General features: G+C 75.2%; 17 protein-coding genes. 6 read left to right on the top strand and 11 right to left on the bottom strand.

Annotated elements, in window-relative coordinates:
* Positions 1-119 precede the first annotated feature (119 nt).
* Positions 120-1,631 carry a hypothetical protein gene (locus tag A6F73_RS27135; RefSeq protein ID WP_063350173.1) on the bottom strand — a complete coding sequence of 504 codons (1,512 nt, stop codon included), beginning with the start codon at positions 1,629-1,631 and terminating at the stop codon, positions 120-122.
* Positions 1,632-1,917: 286 nt separating this feature from the next.
* Here A6F73_RS27135 and A6F73_RS27130 point away from each other — a divergent pair, with 286 nt between their 5' ends.
* Positions 1,918-2,448: a hypothetical protein gene (locus A6F73_RS27130; RefSeq protein ID WP_063350172.1), complete on the top strand. Its 531-nt coding sequence runs from the start codon at positions 1,918-1,920 to the stop codon at positions 2,446-2,448.
* A gap of 82 nt (positions 2,449-2,530) precedes the next feature.
* Here the strand turns inward: A6F73_RS27130 and A6F73_RS27125 are convergent, their stop codons facing one another.
* Complete coding sequence (locus A6F73_RS27125; protein WP_063350171.1) at positions 2,531-4,012, bottom strand: hypothetical protein; 1,482 nt, start codon at positions 4,010-4,012, stop codon at positions 2,531-2,533.
* A gap of 473 nt (positions 4,013-4,485) precedes the next feature.
* Here A6F73_RS27125 and A6F73_RS27120 point away from each other — a divergent pair, with 473 nt between their 5' ends.
* Positions 4,486-5,700 carry an aminoglycoside phosphotransferase family protein gene (locus tag A6F73_RS27120; protein ID WP_107452966.1) on the top strand — a complete coding sequence of 405 codons (1,215 nt, stop codon included), beginning with the start codon at positions 4,486-4,488 and terminating at the stop codon, positions 5,698-5,700.
* Positions 5,701-5,736: 36 nt separating this feature from the next.
* Here the strand turns inward: A6F73_RS27120 and A6F73_RS27115 are convergent, their stop codons facing one another.
* The 3 genes from A6F73_RS27115 to A6F73_RS27105 form a co-directional block, all read right to left on the bottom strand.
* Positions 5,737-7,020, bottom strand: coding sequence for an acyl-CoA dehydrogenase family protein (locus A6F73_RS27115; protein WP_079136050.1), 1,284 nt, complete (start codon positions 7,018-7,020; stop codon positions 5,737-5,739).
* A gap of 317 nt (positions 7,021-7,337) precedes the next feature.
* A complete protein-coding gene (locus A6F73_RS27110) occupies positions 7,338-7,832 on the bottom strand; it encodes a hypothetical protein (protein ID WP_063350170.1) in 495 nt (164 codons plus the stop codon).
* A gap of 712 nt (positions 7,833-8,544) precedes the next feature.
* Positions 8,545-8,784: a DUF397 domain-containing protein gene (locus tag A6F73_RS27105; RefSeq protein ID WP_063351581.1), complete on the bottom strand. Its 240-nt coding sequence runs from the start codon at positions 8,782-8,784 to the stop codon at positions 8,545-8,547.
* A gap of 277 nt (positions 8,785-9,061) precedes the next feature.
* Here A6F73_RS27105 and A6F73_RS27100 point away from each other — a divergent pair, with 277 nt between their 5' ends.
* Positions 9,062-9,676 (top strand): PTS fructose transporter subunit IIA, encoded by a 615-nt coding sequence (locus A6F73_RS27100; RefSeq protein WP_347878552.1) that lies wholly within the window; start codon positions 9,062-9,064, stop codon positions 9,674-9,676.
* A 119-nt stretch (positions 9,677-9,795) separates the two neighbouring features.
* Here A6F73_RS27100 and A6F73_RS27095 read toward each other — a convergent pair whose 3' ends face one another.
* The 3 genes from A6F73_RS27095 to A6F73_RS27085 form a co-directional block, all read right to left on the bottom strand.
* Positions 9,796-10,284 carry an NUDIX domain-containing protein gene (locus A6F73_RS27095; protein WP_063350169.1) on the bottom strand — a complete coding sequence of 163 codons (489 nt, stop codon included), beginning with the start codon at positions 10,282-10,284 and terminating at the stop codon, positions 9,796-9,798.
* Positions 10,285-10,357: 73 nt separating this feature from the next.
* On the bottom strand, positions 10,358-10,867 hold the full coding sequence (locus tag A6F73_RS27090) for a sugar transferase (protein ID WP_063350168.1): 510 nt from the start codon (positions 10,865-10,867) through the stop codon (positions 10,358-10,360).
* 340 nt (positions 10,868-11,207) lie between these two features.
* Positions 11,208-11,480, bottom strand: coding sequence for a hypothetical protein (locus A6F73_RS27085; protein ID WP_063350167.1), 273 nt, complete (start codon positions 11,478-11,480; stop codon positions 11,208-11,210).
* Between the two features lie 373 nt (positions 11,481-11,853).
* On the opposite strand from A6F73_RS27085, the gene A6F73_RS27080 reads away from it, so the two are divergent.
* Positions 11,854-12,879: a polysaccharide deacetylase family protein gene (locus tag A6F73_RS27080; RefSeq protein ID WP_244293515.1), complete on the top strand. Its 1,026-nt coding sequence runs from the start codon at positions 11,854-11,856 to the stop codon at positions 12,877-12,879.
* Between the two features lie 487 nt (positions 12,880-13,366).
* On the opposite strand, the gene A6F73_RS27075 is transcribed toward A6F73_RS27080, so the two are convergent.
* On the bottom strand, positions 13,367-14,152 hold the full coding sequence (locus A6F73_RS27075) for an aspartate/glutamate racemase family protein (RefSeq protein WP_063350166.1): 786 nt from the start codon (positions 14,150-14,152) through the stop codon (positions 13,367-13,369).
* Positions 14,153-14,218: 66 nt separating this feature from the next.
* Here A6F73_RS27075 and A6F73_RS27070 point away from each other — a divergent pair, with 66 nt between their 5' ends.
* Positions 14,219-15,358 carry a glycosyltransferase gene (locus A6F73_RS27070; protein WP_208869205.1) on the top strand — a complete coding sequence of 380 codons (1,140 nt, stop codon included), beginning with the start codon at positions 14,219-14,221 and terminating at the stop codon, positions 15,356-15,358.
* 57 nt (positions 15,359-15,415) lie between these two features.
* Positions 15,416-16,162: a class I SAM-dependent methyltransferase gene (locus A6F73_RS27065; protein ID WP_063350164.1), complete on the top strand. Its 747-nt coding sequence runs from the start codon at positions 15,416-15,418 to the stop codon at positions 16,160-16,162.
* Between the two features lie 55 nt (positions 16,163-16,217).
* Here the strand turns inward: A6F73_RS27065 and A6F73_RS27060 are convergent, their stop codons facing one another.
* Both A6F73_RS27060 and A6F73_RS27055 read right to left on the bottom strand, forming a co-directional pair.
* The gene (locus tag A6F73_RS27060; RefSeq protein ID WP_063350163.1) at positions 16,218-16,892 is read right to left on the bottom strand and encodes a thiol:disulfide interchange protein DsbA/DsbL; all 675 of its coding nucleotides are present in this window, start codon (positions 16,890-16,892) and stop codon (positions 16,218-16,220) included.
* A gap of 139 nt (positions 16,893-17,031) precedes the next feature.
* Positions 17,032-18,291 (bottom strand): glycosyltransferase family 4 protein, encoded by a 1,260-nt coding sequence (locus A6F73_RS27055; RefSeq protein WP_063350162.1) that lies wholly within the window; start codon positions 18,289-18,291, stop codon positions 17,032-17,034.
* Positions 18,292-18,343: the final 52 nt, after the last annotated feature.

Genomic DNA, 18,343 nt, shown 5'->3' with positions numbered 1-18,343 from the left:
AACAGCAGGGCCCCGGAACAGCAGTGGGCCGGGACACCCGAGGGGGTGTCCCGGCCCGTCGTTCGCCAGGATCGGGGAGGCAGCCACCGGCCTGCGGGGCCTGCGGGGCCTGCGGGGCCCTACCGCCCGAACTCCCGGGCGGCGGTCAGCCGGCCGCGGACGGCGGCGTGGACCTCGGCCTCCTCGGCCGGATCTGCGGCGAGCCGGCGCAGGCGCTCCAGCACGCGCGCGTCACCCGTGGTGGCGACATGGCGCGCGGCGAGCTCCCGCGTGGACTCCTCGCAGTCCCAGAGGCACTCGACGGCGGGGCCCTCGGGGAAGTGCACATCGGTCACGGCGAGCGCCCGGGCGGCGCGGCCGCGCAGTTCGGAGGAGGCGGCCTCCCCATAGATGTGGCGCAGCACGGGGACGGCGTCGGCGGCGACCAGCCGCCCCGCACCGTCGACCAGCGAGCCGAGCCCGGTACCGCTGACCCCGCGGACGGAGACCCAGCGGCGCAGCCCGTCGACGACGAGCGGTGCGTCAGCCGGCTCCCCGGCGTCGGCGAGCAGTTTGACGGCGGCCTCGCCGAGCGCGCTGTCCGCGCCCCCGGTGGCCGGGTCGGCCCAGCGGCGGGCCTGCGCCAGGACCTCGGGGCCGCGCATCCGGCCGACCAGTTCCAGGGCGGCGCGCACGATCCGGTCGTCGACGTCCACGGCGGCGGCCTCGATCAGCTCGACGGCGGCCGGGTCGCGCTGGTCGACCAGGTAGCGCAGTGCGGCCCGGCGGGCACCGGGCAGGCCCCCGCGGGCGGCCTCCAGCACGGCGGGGCGGTCCTCGGGCCGGACGACGGCGGTCAGGCAGCGGGCGGCCGCGGCGGCCCGGCGGTCCACGGCGTCGGGCGCGGCCGGATCGGCGGCGTCGGGCGCGGGCTCGGGCCGGCTGTCGGCTCCGCCGAGGAAGGCGCCGGCCCCGAGGGCGCCCAGGCTCCCCTGGTCGGCCCAGGCCAGGACGTCGGCGGTGGACCAGCCCGGGGTGACGCCGCCGCGGTTGATCTGGCGCTGCCAGAGGTCGAAGGGTGACTGCTCGCTGGCCGCCGCCACTCTCGGGTGGTAGGCCGCCCACAGCCGCCAGGGCCGGGGCTCGTAGGCGTTGCGGATGAACTCGCGCAGCTCGGCGTCGCCCTCGGGGCCCGGGGCGAAGCGGTCCAGGACGGCGGTGCCGAGCAGCAGCAGGCCGCGGTCGTCGTCGCGCAGGGCGAGCTCGTCGAGGGCCCAGGCCCAGTTGGCGCCGGTGGCGGTGTACTCGCGCAGCATGAGCAGCGCGTCGCGCCGGCCGTACGCGGCGAGGTGGCCCAGGACGGAGAGGGCGAGGCCGGTGCGGTTCTCGTCGTCGCTGACGAGGTCCTCGGCGGAGTGGAGGTGGTCCTCGATGCCGTCGAGGGGGGCTTCCAGCTCCATGTAGAGGCGGGCGTAGTAGAGGGAGCGGTTCTCGACCTGCCAGTCGGCTCGCGGATCCCTGGTGACGCACTCCTCCAGCGCGGCGATGGCCTCGGTACGGTCGGCGGCCAGCGCGTGGAGCTGCCCGTCACCGCGGCCTCGCTGCAGGAGGCCGAGGAGGCTGGCACTGGGTGCTATCACTGGCTCGAACATGAGGTCAGCATCCGTTGCGGCGGTCGTAGTGGCAACGGGATTTCCGTCGCCGGGGTCACTGGTCGGTACTGCGGTGGGCGCCCGGGCGCCGGAATCACCGAAGGTTACCGCCTCGCGCCACCTTCCGCACACAGGGCGACGAAGGCTGCTGCCACAGTGGCATATGCCAGGGGAATTTTGCCTGCGTTATGTCCAAATCGCCCGCAGGGGCGAGGGCGCTGTGCCACAGTCTTCTCACCACCGACGGCCCGCACGCGGCGGGCCACCCCCGAGCCATGGACCCGCCATGAAGATGCCCATAGGCGCCGCCCGCCCACCGGACACCGCCACGGTGGACGGCGCCCCGGCGGGCGCGACGGACGACGGCGCGCGCGGCGAACCGAGCGGCGACGCCGACAGCGGAACGGACGGCAGAGTGGACGGCACGGCGCAGGAGCCGTCCAAGAACCCCGACCTCGGCGACGGACCCGACGCCGACGGCGGCCGCGACCACCTCATCGGCTCAGCCGAATGGGACCTCCTCACCGACCGCGTCCACTGGAACGCGGACACCTACCAGCTCCTCGGCTGCGACCCTGGCAACGGCCCGCTCAGCCTGGACCGGCTGCCCGACCGCCTCCCCGAGGCCGACCGGCCCGTGCTGCGCCGGATGATGACCGACGCCCTGATCCACGGCCGTATCTCCGCCGGCACCCTGCGGATCCGCCGCGACGGCGCCCCGCACGCCAGCGTCGAGTGCGCGGGCGAGCCCGTCCTCGGCACGGACGGCACCGTCACCGCCCTGCGCATGCTGCTGCGGCCGGCACCCCCGAACTGACCGGGGCCCGCCGGGGCCTCAGAAGCTCCGGGCCGCAGAACCTCCGGGCCTCACAACCTCCACGTCTCAGGACCCCCGGGCCTCAGGACCGCTTCGGCCGCTTCTTCGCGTCCGCCGCCCGCAACTCCCGCCCCAGCTCGGCCCGCAGCTCGTCCACCACCGGCAGGCCCCGGTAGCGCGCGGTCAGCCGGTACATCTCGCGCAGCCGGTCCCAGGTCCGGTGCGAGGAGTTCTGCCCGATCAGGTTCATCACCATCTTGGCCTGGAACTCCGCCGCGTCCGGCTCGCCGCTCAGCCAGTGCACCGAGGCCAGGGTGATCCGGTCGAACAGCGCCGAGCGCAGCTGCCCGGTGCCCTCCCGCAGGGTGATCACCCGCTCCGCGTGCCGCTGCGCCTGCGCCGCCGCCGAGGGGTCGTGCTCCGCCAGCGTGCGCAGCACCAGCGCCTGCATGCCGCGCAGTTCGGCCTCGTCGAACACCTGCATCCAGGACGGCGGCGGCTCCGGCGCCCCCTCGGCGAACAGGTCCTCGGCCTCCCCGAGCAGCCGCCAGGTGTCCTGGGAGTGCCCGATCGAGGCGTGCGCCCAGGCCTCGACGGTGTTCAGCATCGCGCGCGTTCTCGGCAGCACCCGGCCGCCGGCCGCCTTGGCCGCCGACATCAGGTCGATCGCGTCGTCGGCCCGGCCCAGGTGGACCATCTGCCGCGCGGCCCGGGAGATCGCCTCGCCGGCCCGCGGCCGGTCGCCGGCCTCCTTGGCCGACTCCGCCGCGATCATGAAGTACCGCTGGGCGGTGGGCTCCAGGCCCACGTCGTGCGACATCCAGCCCGCCAGCACCGCCAGGTTCGCCGCGACCAGCCACAGCCGCTGCTCCACCGCCGGGGGGTGCCGGTGCGTCAGCAGGCCTCCCACCTCGTTCAGTTGACCGACCACCGCCTTGCGCTGGAGCCCGCCGCCGCGCGCCGCGTCCCAGGCGCGGAACACCTGGACCGAGCGCTCCAGCGACTCCACCTCGTCGAGCCCGACCGGGCCCGCGTCGTACACGTCCACCGCGGGGCGCGCCCCGCCCTGGGTGATCACCTGGCGCGGCCCGGGGACCGAGGCCGCGTACGCGACCGCGTCCCCCCCGAGCCAGCCCTTCAACGAATCGGCGATGACCGTTCCGGCCGTGAGCGCGGCACCCGCGCCCACCAATCCACGTCGGTTCAGCATGAGGTCCATTCCCGTGAACTCGGTGAGGACCGCGGCCGTTCGATCCGGCGACCATGGCACTGCTGCGGACTGCGCCGCTCCGGACCTGGTGGGCCGGTGTCGTTCCAGACCGAGGTCCTCAGTGGTGACGACACGGCCGAGCCGCTCCGTGAACACGGCCGCCAGCACCCTCGGCACCGGATCCCGGGGGATCTCCCCCTGCTCGATCCAGCGCCGTACCCTCGACGTGTCGGTGGACAGCTGCTGCTGCCCCATCGCGGCACCCCGACGGTTGACCAGCCGCGCGAGTTCACCCTTCGACCAACCGGTCAGGACGAACAAGTCAGCGAGTCGGGTGTTGGGTTCCCTGCTCAACGAAGCCCCCAGGTTCCTCGGCTGATTCGAGGCTAGAGGCTCCGGCAAGTGCCAGGCGAGCATTCGCCACCGTTCGCCAGGGCCCGCCAGACTACTAAGCCAGTGCGCCGCGGGTGTGTTGTAGGGGTGCGCCACCTCGCCCCCGGGTCGGGCGGCGTCCCACCGGCGTCGGGGCAGTCCCCCGACCGTGGCACGGGACGCTCCCGGTCCTCACCCGAGGGGGTGGCGCGGCCGGGTGGCGCGGGGGCGCCGGGCACGGCCACGGCAGTCCGGCCGACCGTACTCCCCAGGGTGCGGACGGCCGGAGCACCGCCGTCGTCCGGGTCTTCCGACCCCGCGTCCGTGCCCGGCGCCCGCGCACCACCCACCGCACCGAGTCAGGGCCGCCGTCACGCCAGGAAGCACGCGGCACCGGCCCTCCCCGCACCGCGGGGCGCACCTGCCGACGGACAGAAAGGGACCACCCTCACCCCATGTACTCCTCAGCGACGACCCCCTCGCCGACCGCGACCCGCACCGCGCTGCGCCCCCCCACCGCAGCCGCCGGGCGCCCCGGGCCGAAGCAGGTGCCCCCGTCGAGCCGCCCGGTGGCCCCGCACGGCACCGACGGCCGCTCCACGGACGCCCGGGTCCCGTCCGGCCGTACGGCGCTGGGGCTCCGCGGCCCCGAAGCGGCCCCGCCCGTCGGCGGCCGGCTCCCGCTCGCCCGCCAGGCCGACGGCCGGGTGCTGCGCCCGCCGCACCGGCCCGGCCAGGTCGGCGGCCCCGAGCGGATCGACCCGTCGGCGCTGCAGACCCCGGCGGTGCGGGCCGCGCTGGCGAGCGTCGCGCGGATATGTCCCGCGTTCACCCCGCGCCAGGTGCTGCGCGAGGGCAGCCGCCACATCCTGGTGGCGGGCACCATCGGGCGGGCCCCGGTGGTCGCCAAGTGCCTGGCGCCGCAGGCGGTGCGGAGTGGCTACTTCGAGCAGTTGGTGGCCGACTTCCACCACGAGGTGGCGGTCTACCGGGCGTTCGTCCGGCACCGCCCGCCGGTGCGGCTGCCCCGGCTGGTCGCCGCCGACCACGACCGCTGCGTGCTCGTCATGGAGCGCGTTCCCGGGCGCCCGGCCGCGCGGGAGCGCCACCCGGTCAACGCGCCCACCCCGGGCGAGGTGCGGGCGCTGCTGACCGCCGTCCGGACGCTCAACCTGTGGCGGCCGCCGACCGACGTGTTCCAGCCACGCATGGACTACCCGATGGAGATCGCCCGTTACCACTCGGTGGGCCAGCTCACCGACCGGGACGCCGGCGACCTGCGCGGTCTGCTGCACGGCCTCGGCCACACCCCGCTCCAGCTCTGCCACGGCGACGCCCTGCTCAGCAACATGCTGCTGGCGCCGTCCGGCCCGGTGCTGGTGGACTGGGAGCAGGCCGGCTGGTACCTGCCCGGCTACGACCTGGCGGTGCTGTGGAGCGTGCTGTCCGGCGACACCGCGGCGCGCCGCCAGATCAGCCAACTCGCCCAGAGCGGCGGCACGCTGGCCCGGGACGCGTTCCTGGTCAACCTGGTGCTGGTGCTGATGCGGGAGATCCGGCTGTACGACGTGCCGGGCGCCGGCGAGGAGCAGCGGATCATGATCCGCCGGCTCTACGACGACGCCGCGCTCGCCCGCCGGGCCGTCCGGGCCGCGGTCGGCACCCGCTGAGGCTCCGGGCCCCGAGCCCCCGGGGCCCGGAATCCGCTACGGCCGGCCGCCGCGCTCCAGGGCGGCCCGGCCGGCGGCCTCCAGGACGGCCTCGTCCGGGGCGAGGTGCACCCGGCTGCTCAGCACGTCCCGCAGGTAGCGCTCCAGCGGGTGACGCCGGCTCAGGCCGGGGTTGCCGGTGAGCGAGACCGCCTGCTGGACCGCCGCCGTCGCGGCCCGGGTGGCCAGCAGGTGGGCCGGGCCGGTCCGGGCGACCGCGTCCGGCTCGCCCCGGTCCACCCGGGGGGCCAGCCCCTCGACCAGTTCCTCGGCGCCGATCAGCTGAGCCTCGATCTCGCCGAGGGCGCAGCGGTAGCGGGGCAGGGTGCCGAGCGGCTCGGTCAGATTGGCCGGAGTGCGCTGGTTGAGGAAGCGGATCAGCCAGGACTGGGCGGCGCGAGCCACCCCGATCGCCACCGCGGAGAGCGCCAGATCGTGCCAGGCGAGGGAGAGTTCGGCGGCCCCGGCCGCGTCCGCCGCGCCGCCCTTGGGAGCGGTGAGGCCGAGCGCGAGCTCGGTCGGCACGCGGACCTGCTCCAGCACCACGTCGTGGCTGGCGCTGGCCCGCAGGCCGACCTGGTCCCAGGTCGGGTCGATCTCCAGGCCCTCGCTCTCGCCGCGGACCAGGAACGTCCCCAGCCTCGGCTCCGGCTCGTCGGTCCGTGCCGTCACCGCCATCCAGGCCAGCGCCTCGGCGCCGGTGCAGTACGTCTTCCGGCCCGTCAACAACCAGCCCTCGCCGTCCCGCCGGGCCACCGTGTCCGGCAGCGCTCCGGGCCGGCCGCCGGGCTCCGCGCGCAGCGTGTTGACCAGGGCGGGCCCGCGCCGGGACTCGGTGAGCAGCCGCCGGTAGCCCGCCGTCGGCCAGGAGGCACGGCGGGCCTGCTCGGCGTGCTGGAGCAGCGTGAAGGCGGTGACCACGGCCACCGAGGCGTCCCCGCGCCCGAGTTGGGCCAGTACCCGGACGGTGTCGGCGAGCGTGCCGCCCGGTCCGCCGTACCGCTGGGAGACGGTCAGGGTAAGCAGTCCGGCCTCGTGCACCGCCTCGATGCCCTGGTACGGGAAGGTGGCGTCGCGGTCGTGCTCCTCGGCGCGGGCGGAGAGCAGGTCGACCACCCGGGGCAGTCCGGCGAGGGCGGCGACGACGGCCGAGCGGTCGGGCGCGGCATCGGGCGCGGGGTGGCCGGAATCCGACGCTCCCGAGGCGGTGCCGGGCACGGCGGCGGTCGCGGTGCCGGACGGGCGGTCCGCGGGCGAACGGTCAGCGGCGGTGGTCGTCATGGTGCTGGGGCCTCCGGGCGGCAGCGTGGGCGCGGCAGATGCGGGCGGCACGCCGGACGGGCGCGCGGTACCGGACGGGCGGCCTCGGAGGTCAGTTCACGGCCCGCCCCCGGATTCGGCGCCGGCCACGAACGGCCGGCCGCCCGCCGCCTCGGGGACGAATCCCCCTCAGCGGCCCGGACACACCGCGCTGGCGGTGCGCCGCAGGTCCAGATAGCTGCGACGGGTCAGCAGCGGGAGACGGCACGACATGTTCGCGACTGTACGAACCTGTGATCGAAACCGTCAAGCGGCGTCCGAGCCCCGGTCGAGGCCGGTCAGCCCTGCTGGAACATGTCGGCCGGGAGCGGCTTCAACAGCTGATACAGGTCGTCCGAAATCGGTCGGTCCCAGGACGCGATGGTGACCTGGACGCCGTCGCTGCGCCCGAACTGGGCGCAGAACACCCGCTCCTCGCTGACCTTGACCTTCTTCACGATCAGCAGGTCGTCCCCGAGCATCACCGGGAAGTCCTCGGCCGAGACGAAGTCGACCGGCTCGTCGTTCTCCAGCGCCGCGAGCAGCTGCCGCACCTCGAAGGGCACGCTGTCGCCGGTCTCCCGGGCGGGCGAGCCCTCGGGGAGGTTGCCGATGAACATCGCCGGGCCTCTGCCGCCGAACAGGTCGTAGCGCAGGAAAATCCCCTGGCAGGAGCCGTCCGGGCCGGTCATCATGGCCGCACCGAAGTCGCCGGGCCAGTCACCCGGGTCCATCGCGAGCACGTCGAAGTCCGGGCCGGCGGGCTGTCCGGAGCGACGGCGGAGAAAAGACATGGGAACATCGTACGTGCCCGGCACACCACGCTCGCGAGGTGGGTGGGGCACCGTCGGGAGATCGACGCTCAGAGACCAATGTTGACTCTGAGCAACCGTCCGGGCTACGTTCGGTTCAGCACGACAGCCGTTCTGGGTTTCACCCTCCGGGGGGACGGCATGTCGCAACGCGGCCCTACACGCGTTTCCCTCACTGTGCACATCGTCGTGCCGAACTGCCGAGCACCCAGCTTCGTCGTCGCACACAGCACAGCAGACAAGCCAACAGTTCCATCACCACAAGCCAGATCCGCGGGGCCCCGGCCCGTCGCTCCCGCGGATCTTGCTCGGGACGCCGCCGCGTGGGGGCGTGCGGGTCCCGAGCAAACGGTGTCGCCGCCGAGTCGCTCTCGGCGTCGACGCCAGCCTCCCGGCGACTGCCGGCCCCTCGTGGGCCGGGACCGGCCGACGCACCCCGGTGCGCAGGGGATGACTGGGAGGATGGCCTGGCAACGCTGCCGGGTCGCACAGCAGGCGCCGTGTCTGGCCGCGTGGGGGCGGTGGGCACGGCGTCTGCCTGTGCTCATACTCTGAGCTGCGTTTGTCTAACAGTCAACAGAAATTCTGACGGGGCACGTTCAATAGATCATCAGTTGTGATGTTCGGGGCCGAAATCGACCGCGGAGCGGGCCCCGTTCCGACGGGACCCGCTCCGCGGTCGTGCGACGGTGGCTCAGGTGAGATCGAACTCGCCGTCCCGGGCACCGAGCACGAAGGCCCGCCACTCCCCCGGCGTGAACACCAGGACCGGACCGTCCTCCTGGCGGCCGTCCCGCATCCCGATGTACCCGTCCACGAACGCGATCTGGACATCCCCGACGCCCTGGCTGCTGCACAGCCACTTCGCCCCGCTGAAGTCCACCTTCGGCTTCCCGCTCGGCGCCAGCTGCGGCTCCGCGCCGCCCGCCTCCACGTCGATCCCACTGTTGACTGCCACTACCCGGTCTCCTCCCGACGGCTTTCCCGGCCAGCCTAACCACACCCGCCCGCCCCGGTCAGCGGGTTGACGAGGACTCCACCAGCCGGGCCCGGACGCCGCAGGAGGCCCGCTCAACGCGTGTCCCGCCCGACGGGGGCCACCGGAGCTGCCAGAGTGCTTGGCAGCGCGGGGGACCACCCCCGCCGGCCGTACACGGGCCCTCGACGGCCCTCGACGGCCCTCGACGGCCCGCCCCGGCCCCGCGAACCCGATGCGCACCGGACGCGGCCCGCACCACCTCGCCCAGCACCGCCCACCACCACCCGCCACCGCCCAGAGGGAGCAGCCGATGAGCCGCCGGGACGGCACCCGCGCCGATGTCATCCCCATCTCCGACGCCCCCTCGGCCCACCCCCCGGCGCCCCGCACGCCACCCGCGCCCGCCACGCTGCCCCGGCCCGCCTCCGGCCGGCCCCCCGCGCACGGCCGGGTCGGGATCGTCCTGGTGTCGCACAGCCAGGAACTGGCCATCGCGGTGCGCGCGCTCGCGCTCGCACTGACCGGATCCGACTCCCCCGCCCCGATCGCCGCGACCGGCGGGGACCAGGGCGGTCCCGGCATCAGCGCGGTCCTGGTGGCCGCCGCCACCCGCCGGGTCGACCAGGGCCACGGGGTCGTGGTGCTCGCCGACCTGGGCAGCGCCGTCACCACCGTGCGCGCCCTGCTGTCCGACGCCGACGAGCACGGCCTCCCGTTCCCGGTCCGCTTCGCGAACGCGCCGTTCGTCGAGGGCGCGGTGGCGGCCACCGCCACCGCCACCGCGGGCGGCGACCTCGCCGCCGTCCTGGACGCCGCGGAGGAGGCCTACCGGCAGCGCAAGGGCTGAGCGGCCTCGCGAATTCCCCCCACCCGGGGTGACCGGACGGCTACCATCGGCGAAGGGTCCGGACTCCCGGCCCGCCCGGGGAGGGGAGGCGAGGATGCGGACCGTCCGCCGTGCGCCGGTCAGGGGCGCTCCTTGCCCTCCCACACGAAGACCGCCGACCCCTCGCACTCCAGCGCGTGGCGCAGCCGCTCGTGCTCGACCTCGATCATCGGCGGCAGCCCGTCCAGCGGGTACCAGCCGACCTCCAGCGACTCGTCGTCGTTCACCCTCGCCTCGCCGCCGACCGCCCGGCACCGGAAGGTCAGCACCAGGTACTGCGTCACGTCGCCGTTCGGGTAGGTGACCTGCGGCGAGACGGTGACCGAGGCGAGCAGCTCGGGCACGGCCACCACCCCGGTCTCCTCCAGGCACTCGCGCACCACGCCGTCGGCGGGCTGCTCGCCGGGATCGAGGATGCCGCCGACCGGCGCCCACCTCCCGTCGTCGGCCCGTCGGCCCAGCAGCACCCGGCCGTGGTCGTCCAGGACGACGGCGACGACGGCGGTCAGCCAGAGCGGGCGGGTGCCCACCAGGGCGCGGAGATCGGCGAGGAACGGGGGAATGGCCATACGCCGCAGCCTAGGCCCTGTCCGGCAGGCTCCCGGGCCGCCGCCACCGACGTGCGACCCGCGACGCGCGGGCTCATCGTGCGAGGCCGCCCTCCGGGCGCAGCAGGGCCAGCACGGTCAGCCCGAGGATCCGCAGGTCGAGCCGGAGCGAGCGGTGCTCCACGTACCAGAGGTCGAGTTCGGCCCAGTCCGGCCGGGCGAGCGGGCGGCGGGCCTGGAGCTGGGCCCAGCCGGTCAGCCCGGGCCGGACGGCGAGCCGGCCGCGCTCGCGGCGGGAGTAGCGGACCACCTGGTCGGGGCGAACGGGCCGGGGGCCGATCACCCCCATCTCGCCGCGGGCGACGTTCCACAGCCGGGGCAGCTCGTCCAGGCCGGTCCGGCGGAGCAGCACGCCGAGCCGCCCTCCCCGGCTGGTCCGGAAGCGGAGGACCTGGAACTCCCGGCCGTGCCGTCCGGCCCGGGTCAGCCGCAGGAGCACCGGGCCGCGCGCCGTGCAGCGGAGCAGGGCGGCGATCACCAGGGCCAACGGGAGCGCGACGATCCCGGCCAGGGCGGCGAGGGCGAGGTCCCCGCCGCGCTTCATCCGGCGGACACGGTGGTGCGCGGTGCGCCGTCCGGCTTCCTGCCGGGTTCTCCGCCCGGTTCTCCGCCCGGATCGGACGTGGCGCTGCCGCCCATCTCTTCCCCTCCACGGCACCGTCGAGTCCACGGCACCGTCGAGCCGCAAGAACGCATTCACAGTAAAGGCGCCTTGGAGCCGTCGCCCGGGAATGGTGAAAGAAGTGGGCAGAGGATTGTCCGACAGGCCGAAATTCGGTCGATCTGACCAATATTGCTCGATCTGCTGCTCGATCTGCCGCTCGGAATGCCGAGGGCAATCGAAGTACAGCCGTCCACCGAAGGCCGGCCGGTCGCTGAGGAGGTTAGAGCGCGGCGCCCCGGCGGTAACGCAGCAGCCCGAACGCGATCCGGCCGAGCAGCAGCACTCCCGCGGCCAGACAGCCCGCCACCGCCATCGCCCAGGCCGGACCGTCACTGTCCGGAACGATCACCGCCACCACAATGCCCAGCGCGAGACAGGCCAAACCCACCACCGCCAGCAGAAGCTGGTGGGTGACCAGGGCGCCACCACTCCACGCACGGGCCATCCTGGTCGCGCCGTGCAGGTGGAAGGGATCACGGTCCGCATCTGCCATGAGCCCAAGGTACCCCCGGCGAACGCCGGAGGCAGCCCGCAGGGAGTGAACGTTCGACCACCCGGTGCGACCGGCCCGCCGACCTCGCCCGAGCAGGTCGCGGACCGGCCCCGGTCGTGCATTCCGGCTCCACATTCAGTTCACATCAGTTCACATCAGTCCACGAAAAATCCTCGTCCCCCCGGTACAACCATCCGCCCGGTGCAGCGGTCTCAATGGCATTGAGCGATCCAGGAGCCGTTCGCGGGAAGGGTGCGAGCCCCCCACCGCGGACCGGAATACCCAGGAGGCGGAGCCGCCGCCGCCTGGAGTCGGAGGCCGGACTCCGTCCTCCGGCGGTACCGCCACGCCGCTCGGCGACCGAGGGGGAACCGTGCCGCAGTCCCAGTCCACCACGTCGATCTCCATGGCCCCCACCAGGCCCGTCCCGTTCGTGCGCCCGCTGCCGACGGCCACCCGCCGCCACCCGACCGCCGACCGGGGCAGGCCGGACGCGCGGGGCGAATGGCTGCGGTTCGCCCCCGTCCAACCCCTGTTCCGCGCCCGCGCCGCACAACGCCTCGCCGTCCTCGCCTACCACGGCGTCACCGACCACCGGTCCTTCGGCGCCCAGCTCGACCGGCTCCGAAGACTCGCCACCCCGGTCTCGCTCACCGCCGTCCTCCAAGCCGTCACCGAACAGCGGCCGCTGCCGCCCCGCAGCGTCCTGGTCACCTTCGACGACGCCGACCGCAGCGTCCTCACCCACGCCCTGCCCGCCCTCGACGCCCGCGGCATCCCCGCCACCGCCTTCGTCATCTCCGAGCTCATCGGCACCGAACGCCCCTTCTGGTGGCACGAGGCCGACTTCCTCGCCCGGCACGGCGGCCGTGCCCGCTCGCTCGACTGCGGGCACCCCTCCCAGCTGCTCCCCCGGCTCAAGGCCATGCCCGACCCCGACCGGCGGCGCAGCCTGCACGAGCTACGGGTCAGCGCCGACCGCCGCCCGCCCCGCCAGGAGCAGCTCACCCCCGCCGACCTGCTCGCCCTGCGCGACGGCGGCGTCGCCATCGGCAACCACACCCAGGGGCACCCCTGCCTCGGCCGCTGCGACGACGCCACCGTCCGCGCCGAGATCACCGGCGCCCACGAAGCCCTCACCCGCTGGCTCGGCGAACCCCCGATCGCCTTCGCCTACCCGGACGGCGGGCACGACCCGCGTGCCGAAACCGTCCTCCAGGAGCTCGGCTACCGCCTCGGCTTCCTCTCCGACCACCGGCTCGGCCCCCGCATCCCCTCCCACCCGCTCCAGATCAGCCGCCTCCAGGTCGACTCCACCACCAGCACCCGCCGCTTCGACACCATCCTCTCCGGCCTCGAACCCGCCTACCGCCGCTGGCGCCGCCAAGCCGTCGCCTGACCGGCCGGGGCACGCGAGGGGACGCAGGGGCACTCAGGGGTGCTCAGGGTCACTCAGGGGCAAAAATGAGCCCTGCCGGGGAGGGGCACCAGACCTCTGGGGGGCGAAATTTGGCCCCGCCTCAGCGGCAAACCACCCGCCCGTGGGGCAAGGCCTTGCCCCACGGGCACAGACCGTCGGGCAGGCCGAATTCCTGCATCAGCCGCCCCGGACAGGCAGCCTCCGCGGAAGACCGGGACGGCCGGCCACCACGGGACTCCTCGACCGACCCCCGGAGGTTGGAGGGCAAAGATTTGCCCCTCAACTCATGACAGAGAACCTGCCCTCGGCTGCCCCGGATGGGGATCAGCTGCGGTGGCCTTCCGCGCGGGCTGAAGGGCGGACCGCCAGCGGGCGAAAATTGGCCCGGTGGCGGACCGGTGGGGGCCCGGCGGGGGCTCGTCAGCGGCTCGCCGGGGGGCGAAGTGCTCCGCGAGGGCGGTGGGTGTCACGCCGGCAGCGTGCTGCGCATCAGGGCGGCGAGGGTGCGCCCCTGGGGGTAGAGGAGTGCGGCCGGGGGGAGGGCGGCGGAGGCGCCGGCGTGGAGCACGGTGATGGTGCCGGCGCCGGTGCGCGTGGGGTCGGTGACCCGGCGCAGGGCCTGGGCGGCGACGGCGTCGGCGGAGCCGTGCAGGGTGAGCGCCGGGGAGGCGGTGGGGGCGACGGCGGCGCGGATGCGGTCGTCGACCAGTTCGTAGTGCGTGCAGCCGAGGACGATCGCGGCGGTGCCGGCGGGGGTGCGGGCGGCGGCGTCGGCGATGGCGGCGGTGATGGCGGCGTCGTCGCCGTGTTCGATGGCGTCGGCGAGGCCGGGGCAGGCCACCTCGGTCACGTCCGCGGTGCCGCCGAAGTCGCGGATCAGGCCGCGCTGGTAGGCGCTGCCGGTGGTGGCCGGGGTGGCCCAGATGGCCACGGAGCCGCCGAGGGCGGCGGCGGGCTTGATCGCCGGGACGGTGCCGACGACGGGCAGTCCGGGTTCGAGTTCGGCCCGGAGGGTGGCGAGCGCGTGCACGGAGGCGGTGTTGCAGGCGATGACCAGCGCGTCCGGTTCGAGCGCCGCGGCGGCGAGCGAGCAGCCGCGGGCGAGGTCGGTGACCTCCTCGGAGGTGCGCGGCCCCCAGGGCATCGAAGCCGGGTCGGAGGAGAGCACCAGATCGACGTCCGGGCGCAGCTTCCGAAGGGCGGCGGCGGCGGCCAGCAGGCCGATTCCGGAGTCCATCAGTGCGATCTTCACGGGGCAAGACTTTAGTCGATCCGCCCGATCCGGCCGGTTCTGCGGCAAACTGCGGGAGTGACCGTCCTGTTGTGGATCGCCGCGCTCTCCCTGCTGGTCTGGCTCTGGTTGGCGTGCTGCCACGGGCTGTTCTGGCGCACCGACGTGCGGTTGCCGCCGCGCCGTCCGCCGGTGCGCTGGCCTCAGGCGGCGGTGGTGGTGCCGGCCCGGGACGAGGCGCAGGTGCTGCCGGTGAGCCTGCCGACGCTGCTGGCCCAGAAGTACCCGGGGCGGGCGCGGGTGATCCTGGTGGACGACCACAGTTCGGACGGCACGGGCGCGGTGGCGGCGGAGCTGCGGACGATGGACGGGCTGGAGCTGACCGTCACGACTCCTCCCCCCTTGCCCCCGGGGTGGACGGGCAAGTTGTGGGCGCTGCGGCACGGGGTGGAGCTGGCCGGTCCGGACGTCGAGTACCTGCTGCTGACGGACGCGGACATCGCGCACCGGCCGGACTCGCTGGCGGAGCTGGTCGCTGCGGCGGAGAGCAACGGGCTGGACCTGGTGTCGCAGATGGCCCGTCTGCGGGTGGAGACCGGCTGGGAGCGGCTGATCGTGCCGGCCTTCGTCTACTTCTTCGCGCAGTTGTACCCGTTCCGCTGGAGCAACCGGCCCGGTGGGCGGACGGCGGCCGCGGCGGGCGGCTGTTCGCTGGTGCGGCGGGAGGCCCTGGAGCGGGCCGGCGGGGTGGCCGCGATCCGGGGTGCGGTGATCGACGACGTGTCGCTGGCGCGGGCGGTGAAGTCCTCGGGCGGGCGGACCTGGCTGGGGCTGGCCGGGGCGGTGGACAGCGTCCGGCCGTACCCCCGGCTGGAGCAGTTGTGGCGGATGGTGTCGCGCAGCGCGTACGCCCAGTTGCGGCATTCGCCGCTGCTGCTGCTCGGGACGGTGCTGGGGCTGGGGCTGGTGTACCTGGTGCCGCCGGTGGCGGCGGCGGCCGGGCTGGTCGCGGGGGCGCCGGCGGTGGCGGTGGCGGGCGGGGCGGCCTGGGCGCTGATGGCGGGCACCTACCTGCCGATGGTGCGGTACTACCGGCAGCCGGCGCCGGCCGTGCTGCTGCTGCCCTTCACGGCGGGCCTGTACCTGCTGATGACGGTGGACTCGGCGGTGCAGCACTGGCGGGGCCGGGGCGCGGCGTGGAAGGGCCGGACGTACTCGCGGGCCTGAGTGTTCCGGGCCCCGAATTCGCGGGCACGGCAGGCCGGTTGGCTCCATACTGCTCGAATGGACCGCCAGAGGATCTCCCGTCTCGCCCATGCCCACCACCCGATCGCGGCGCCGCTGACGGACGAGTCGGTGGCCCTGCTGCTGGAGCGCGCGACCGCCGGGGCGGCGGACGGCCGGGCGCTGGACCTCGGCTGCGGCGAGGGGGCGTGGCTGGTCCGGGCGCTGGCGGCGCGTCCGCGCTGGCGGGCGGTGGGGGTGGATCTGGACGCGGCGGCGCTGACCCGGGCCAGGGAGGCGGCGACCGTGCTCGGCGTGGCGCGCCGGATCGGCCTGCACCACGTGGACGCGCGGGAGTTCGACTCGGTCGAGCCCTTCGACCTGGTGCTGTGCGTGGGCGCCACCCACGCCTTCGGCGGGCTGCTGCCGACGCTGGCGGCGGCCCGCGAGCACCTGGCCCCGGGCGGGCGGGTGCTGGTCGGCGAGGGCTTCTGGGAGCGCGAGCCGTCCCGGGCGGCCCTGGACGGGCTGGGCGCGGCCCGGGACGACTACGCGGACCTGGCGACCACCACGGACCGGGTGCTGGCGGACGGCTGGACACCGGTGTCCGGTTACGTGAGCAGCCCGCAGGAGTGGGACGACTACGAGTTCGCGTGGACGGGTGCGCTGGCCGAGTGGGCGCTGGAGCACCCGGACGACCCCGACGCGGCGGCCGCCCGGGAGGCCGCGGACCGGCACCGGCGGGAGTGGCTGCACGGCTACCGGGGGACGTTCGGCTTCGTGACGTACCTGCTGCGCCGGGACTGAACCGCCGGGCGGGGCGGGCCGCCGGAGGGCTGTCCGACCCCGGCCGGCGGCGGGCTCAGTTCCCGCGCAGCTGCTCCTGCTGGACCAGGTAGTCCAGCACCTCGGGCATCGCCTCGACGCCACCGGCCTTGCTCGGCGAAGTCCGGTACTCGCCCTGGACGACCACCGTCGGCAGCTCGTTGACGCCGTAGCGGACGAACTCGACGGCGGCCTCGTCGACCGACCGCGCCACCTCGTCGGAGCGGTACGTCCGGCGGAAGAGCTGGGCGTCCACGCCGTGGCGCACCGCCCAGTCGGTGGCGGTGGCCTCGGTGGTGAGGTCGGTCTGGTCGGTGCGCACCGAGCGGAAGACGCTGCTCTGCAGGCGCTCGACCAGGCCCAGGCGCTCCAGCGTGTAGTACAGGCGCGCGTGACCGCGCTGGGCACCCTCGTCCGGGCCGCCCGGCCAGATCGCCGGGACGCGCCGCAGGGCGACGTCCGCGCGGTGCTTCTCGGCCCAGGCCTGCAAGGGCTGTTCGAGCTGCTGGGAGTGGACGCAGTCGTACCAGAAGAACTCGGCCGCCTCCGTGCGGACGCTCTCGCGCACCGGCTGCGGATGGTCCAGCTTGACGAACTGGGCACCCTCGGAGGGGGGTTGGTGACTCACCGCGCCGGCCTGGAGGGGGGATACGGCGATCCCGGCGGCGATGGCGAGCAGGACGGTGGACCGCAGCAGCGACTTCGAGTTCACACCGGGCAGTGTGCTGGCGGCGGTTCGTTACCGTCGAGTTCGGCCGGGCACGCTGGCCCGGATTCGCCCGATCGGCCCAGCCCGACGCCCGGCCCGGCGCGCAACCCGACGCCCGGCCCGGCCCGCCGCCGCGGGTCTGTCACGGACCGGTGCGCGCCCCCGGGCCACCCCCCGCCCACACCTCGGCGACCAGCCCCTGCCAGGCGTCCACCACGGCGCCGAGCTCGAAGTGCTCCAACGCGTGCGCCCGGGCGGCCGCGCCGAGGCCCGCACGGTTGCACGCCAGCACCTTGGCCAGCGCCTCGGCGAGGGCGAGCGGGTCCCCGGGGGCGACGAGCGCGCCGGTCGCGCCGTCCCGGACCACCTCGCGCACCCACCCGACGTCGGTGGCGACGGCGGGCACGCCGGCCAGCGCCGCCTCGATCAGCGCGCCGGGCACGCCCTCGCTGTCGCTGGTGAGCAGCAGCGCGTCGGCGGCCCGGTAGAGCGGCGCCGGATCGGGCAGGGCGCCGAGGAAGTGGGCGCGGGCGGCGGCCGGGTGGCGGGCCAGCGTCTCGCGCAGCGGGCCGTCCCCGGCGATGGCCAGCCGGACGTCCGGCAGCCGGTCGAGGACGTCGAGGGCGAGGTCGAGCCGCTTCTCCGGGGCGATCGCACCGATCCAGGCGACCAGCAGGACGTCGGCGGGCAGGCCGAGCGCGTGCCGGGCGGCGCGCCGGTCGGCCCGGCCGTCGGCGGGCGGATAGCTCTCGGCGGCCCGGGAGTTGGAGATCACGTGCACCTTGCCGTCGGGCAGCCGGAACTGCCCCTCCAGGACGGCGCGGGCCTCGTCGGTGAGCGTGGTGACGGCGGCCGCGCGGTGCATCAGCGCGCCGCCACGCACCCGGCGCAGCCGGTTCGCCGTCCAGTAGCGGGGGTGGCCGACGGAGACGTAGACGAAGGGGGTGCGGGTGCCGGCCAGGGCGAGGGCGCAGGCCGCCAGGGTGTCGGAGCCGTGGGCGAGCACCACGTCGGCGCCGCGGGCGGCCGCGCGCAGCGCCCGCAGGGTGCCGGGGCGCAGGCGGCCGGAGCCGAGGACGGCGGCGCGTAAGTCCTCCTCGTCGGCGCAGGCGCCGGGGTGCGGGTCGGGCTGCCGGTCGGGCCCGTCGGGGCGGGCTCCCGGACCGGCCCCGGCGCGAACTCCGGTGCGGTCCGCGGCGCGGGGCCCGGGGAGGGCGGGCCCGGTGGGCCCGGGGGACGGGTGCGGGGCGAGGGCGCACAGGGCGGAGGCCTGGCCCCGGCGGCGCAGTTCCCGGTGGAGGTCACGGGCGAAGTTCTGGGCGCCGCCGCGGCGTGGATCACTGATCAGGTGCAGGACGCGGGGACGGGTTCCGGCCGGGTCGGCCGACGTATGGTCGGGCATGGACCGACCTTGGCACAGCGCCCCGCGCCGTACAGCCCCTTCGCGCAACCTG

Source organism: Streptomyces sp. MJM8645 (assembly GCF_001625365.1).
Lineage (GTDB): Bacteria > Actinomycetota > Actinomycetes > Streptomycetales > Streptomycetaceae > Kitasatospora.
Note: the sequence above shows the minus strand (reverse complement) of the source record. Positions and strands in the feature narration are given on the sequence as shown.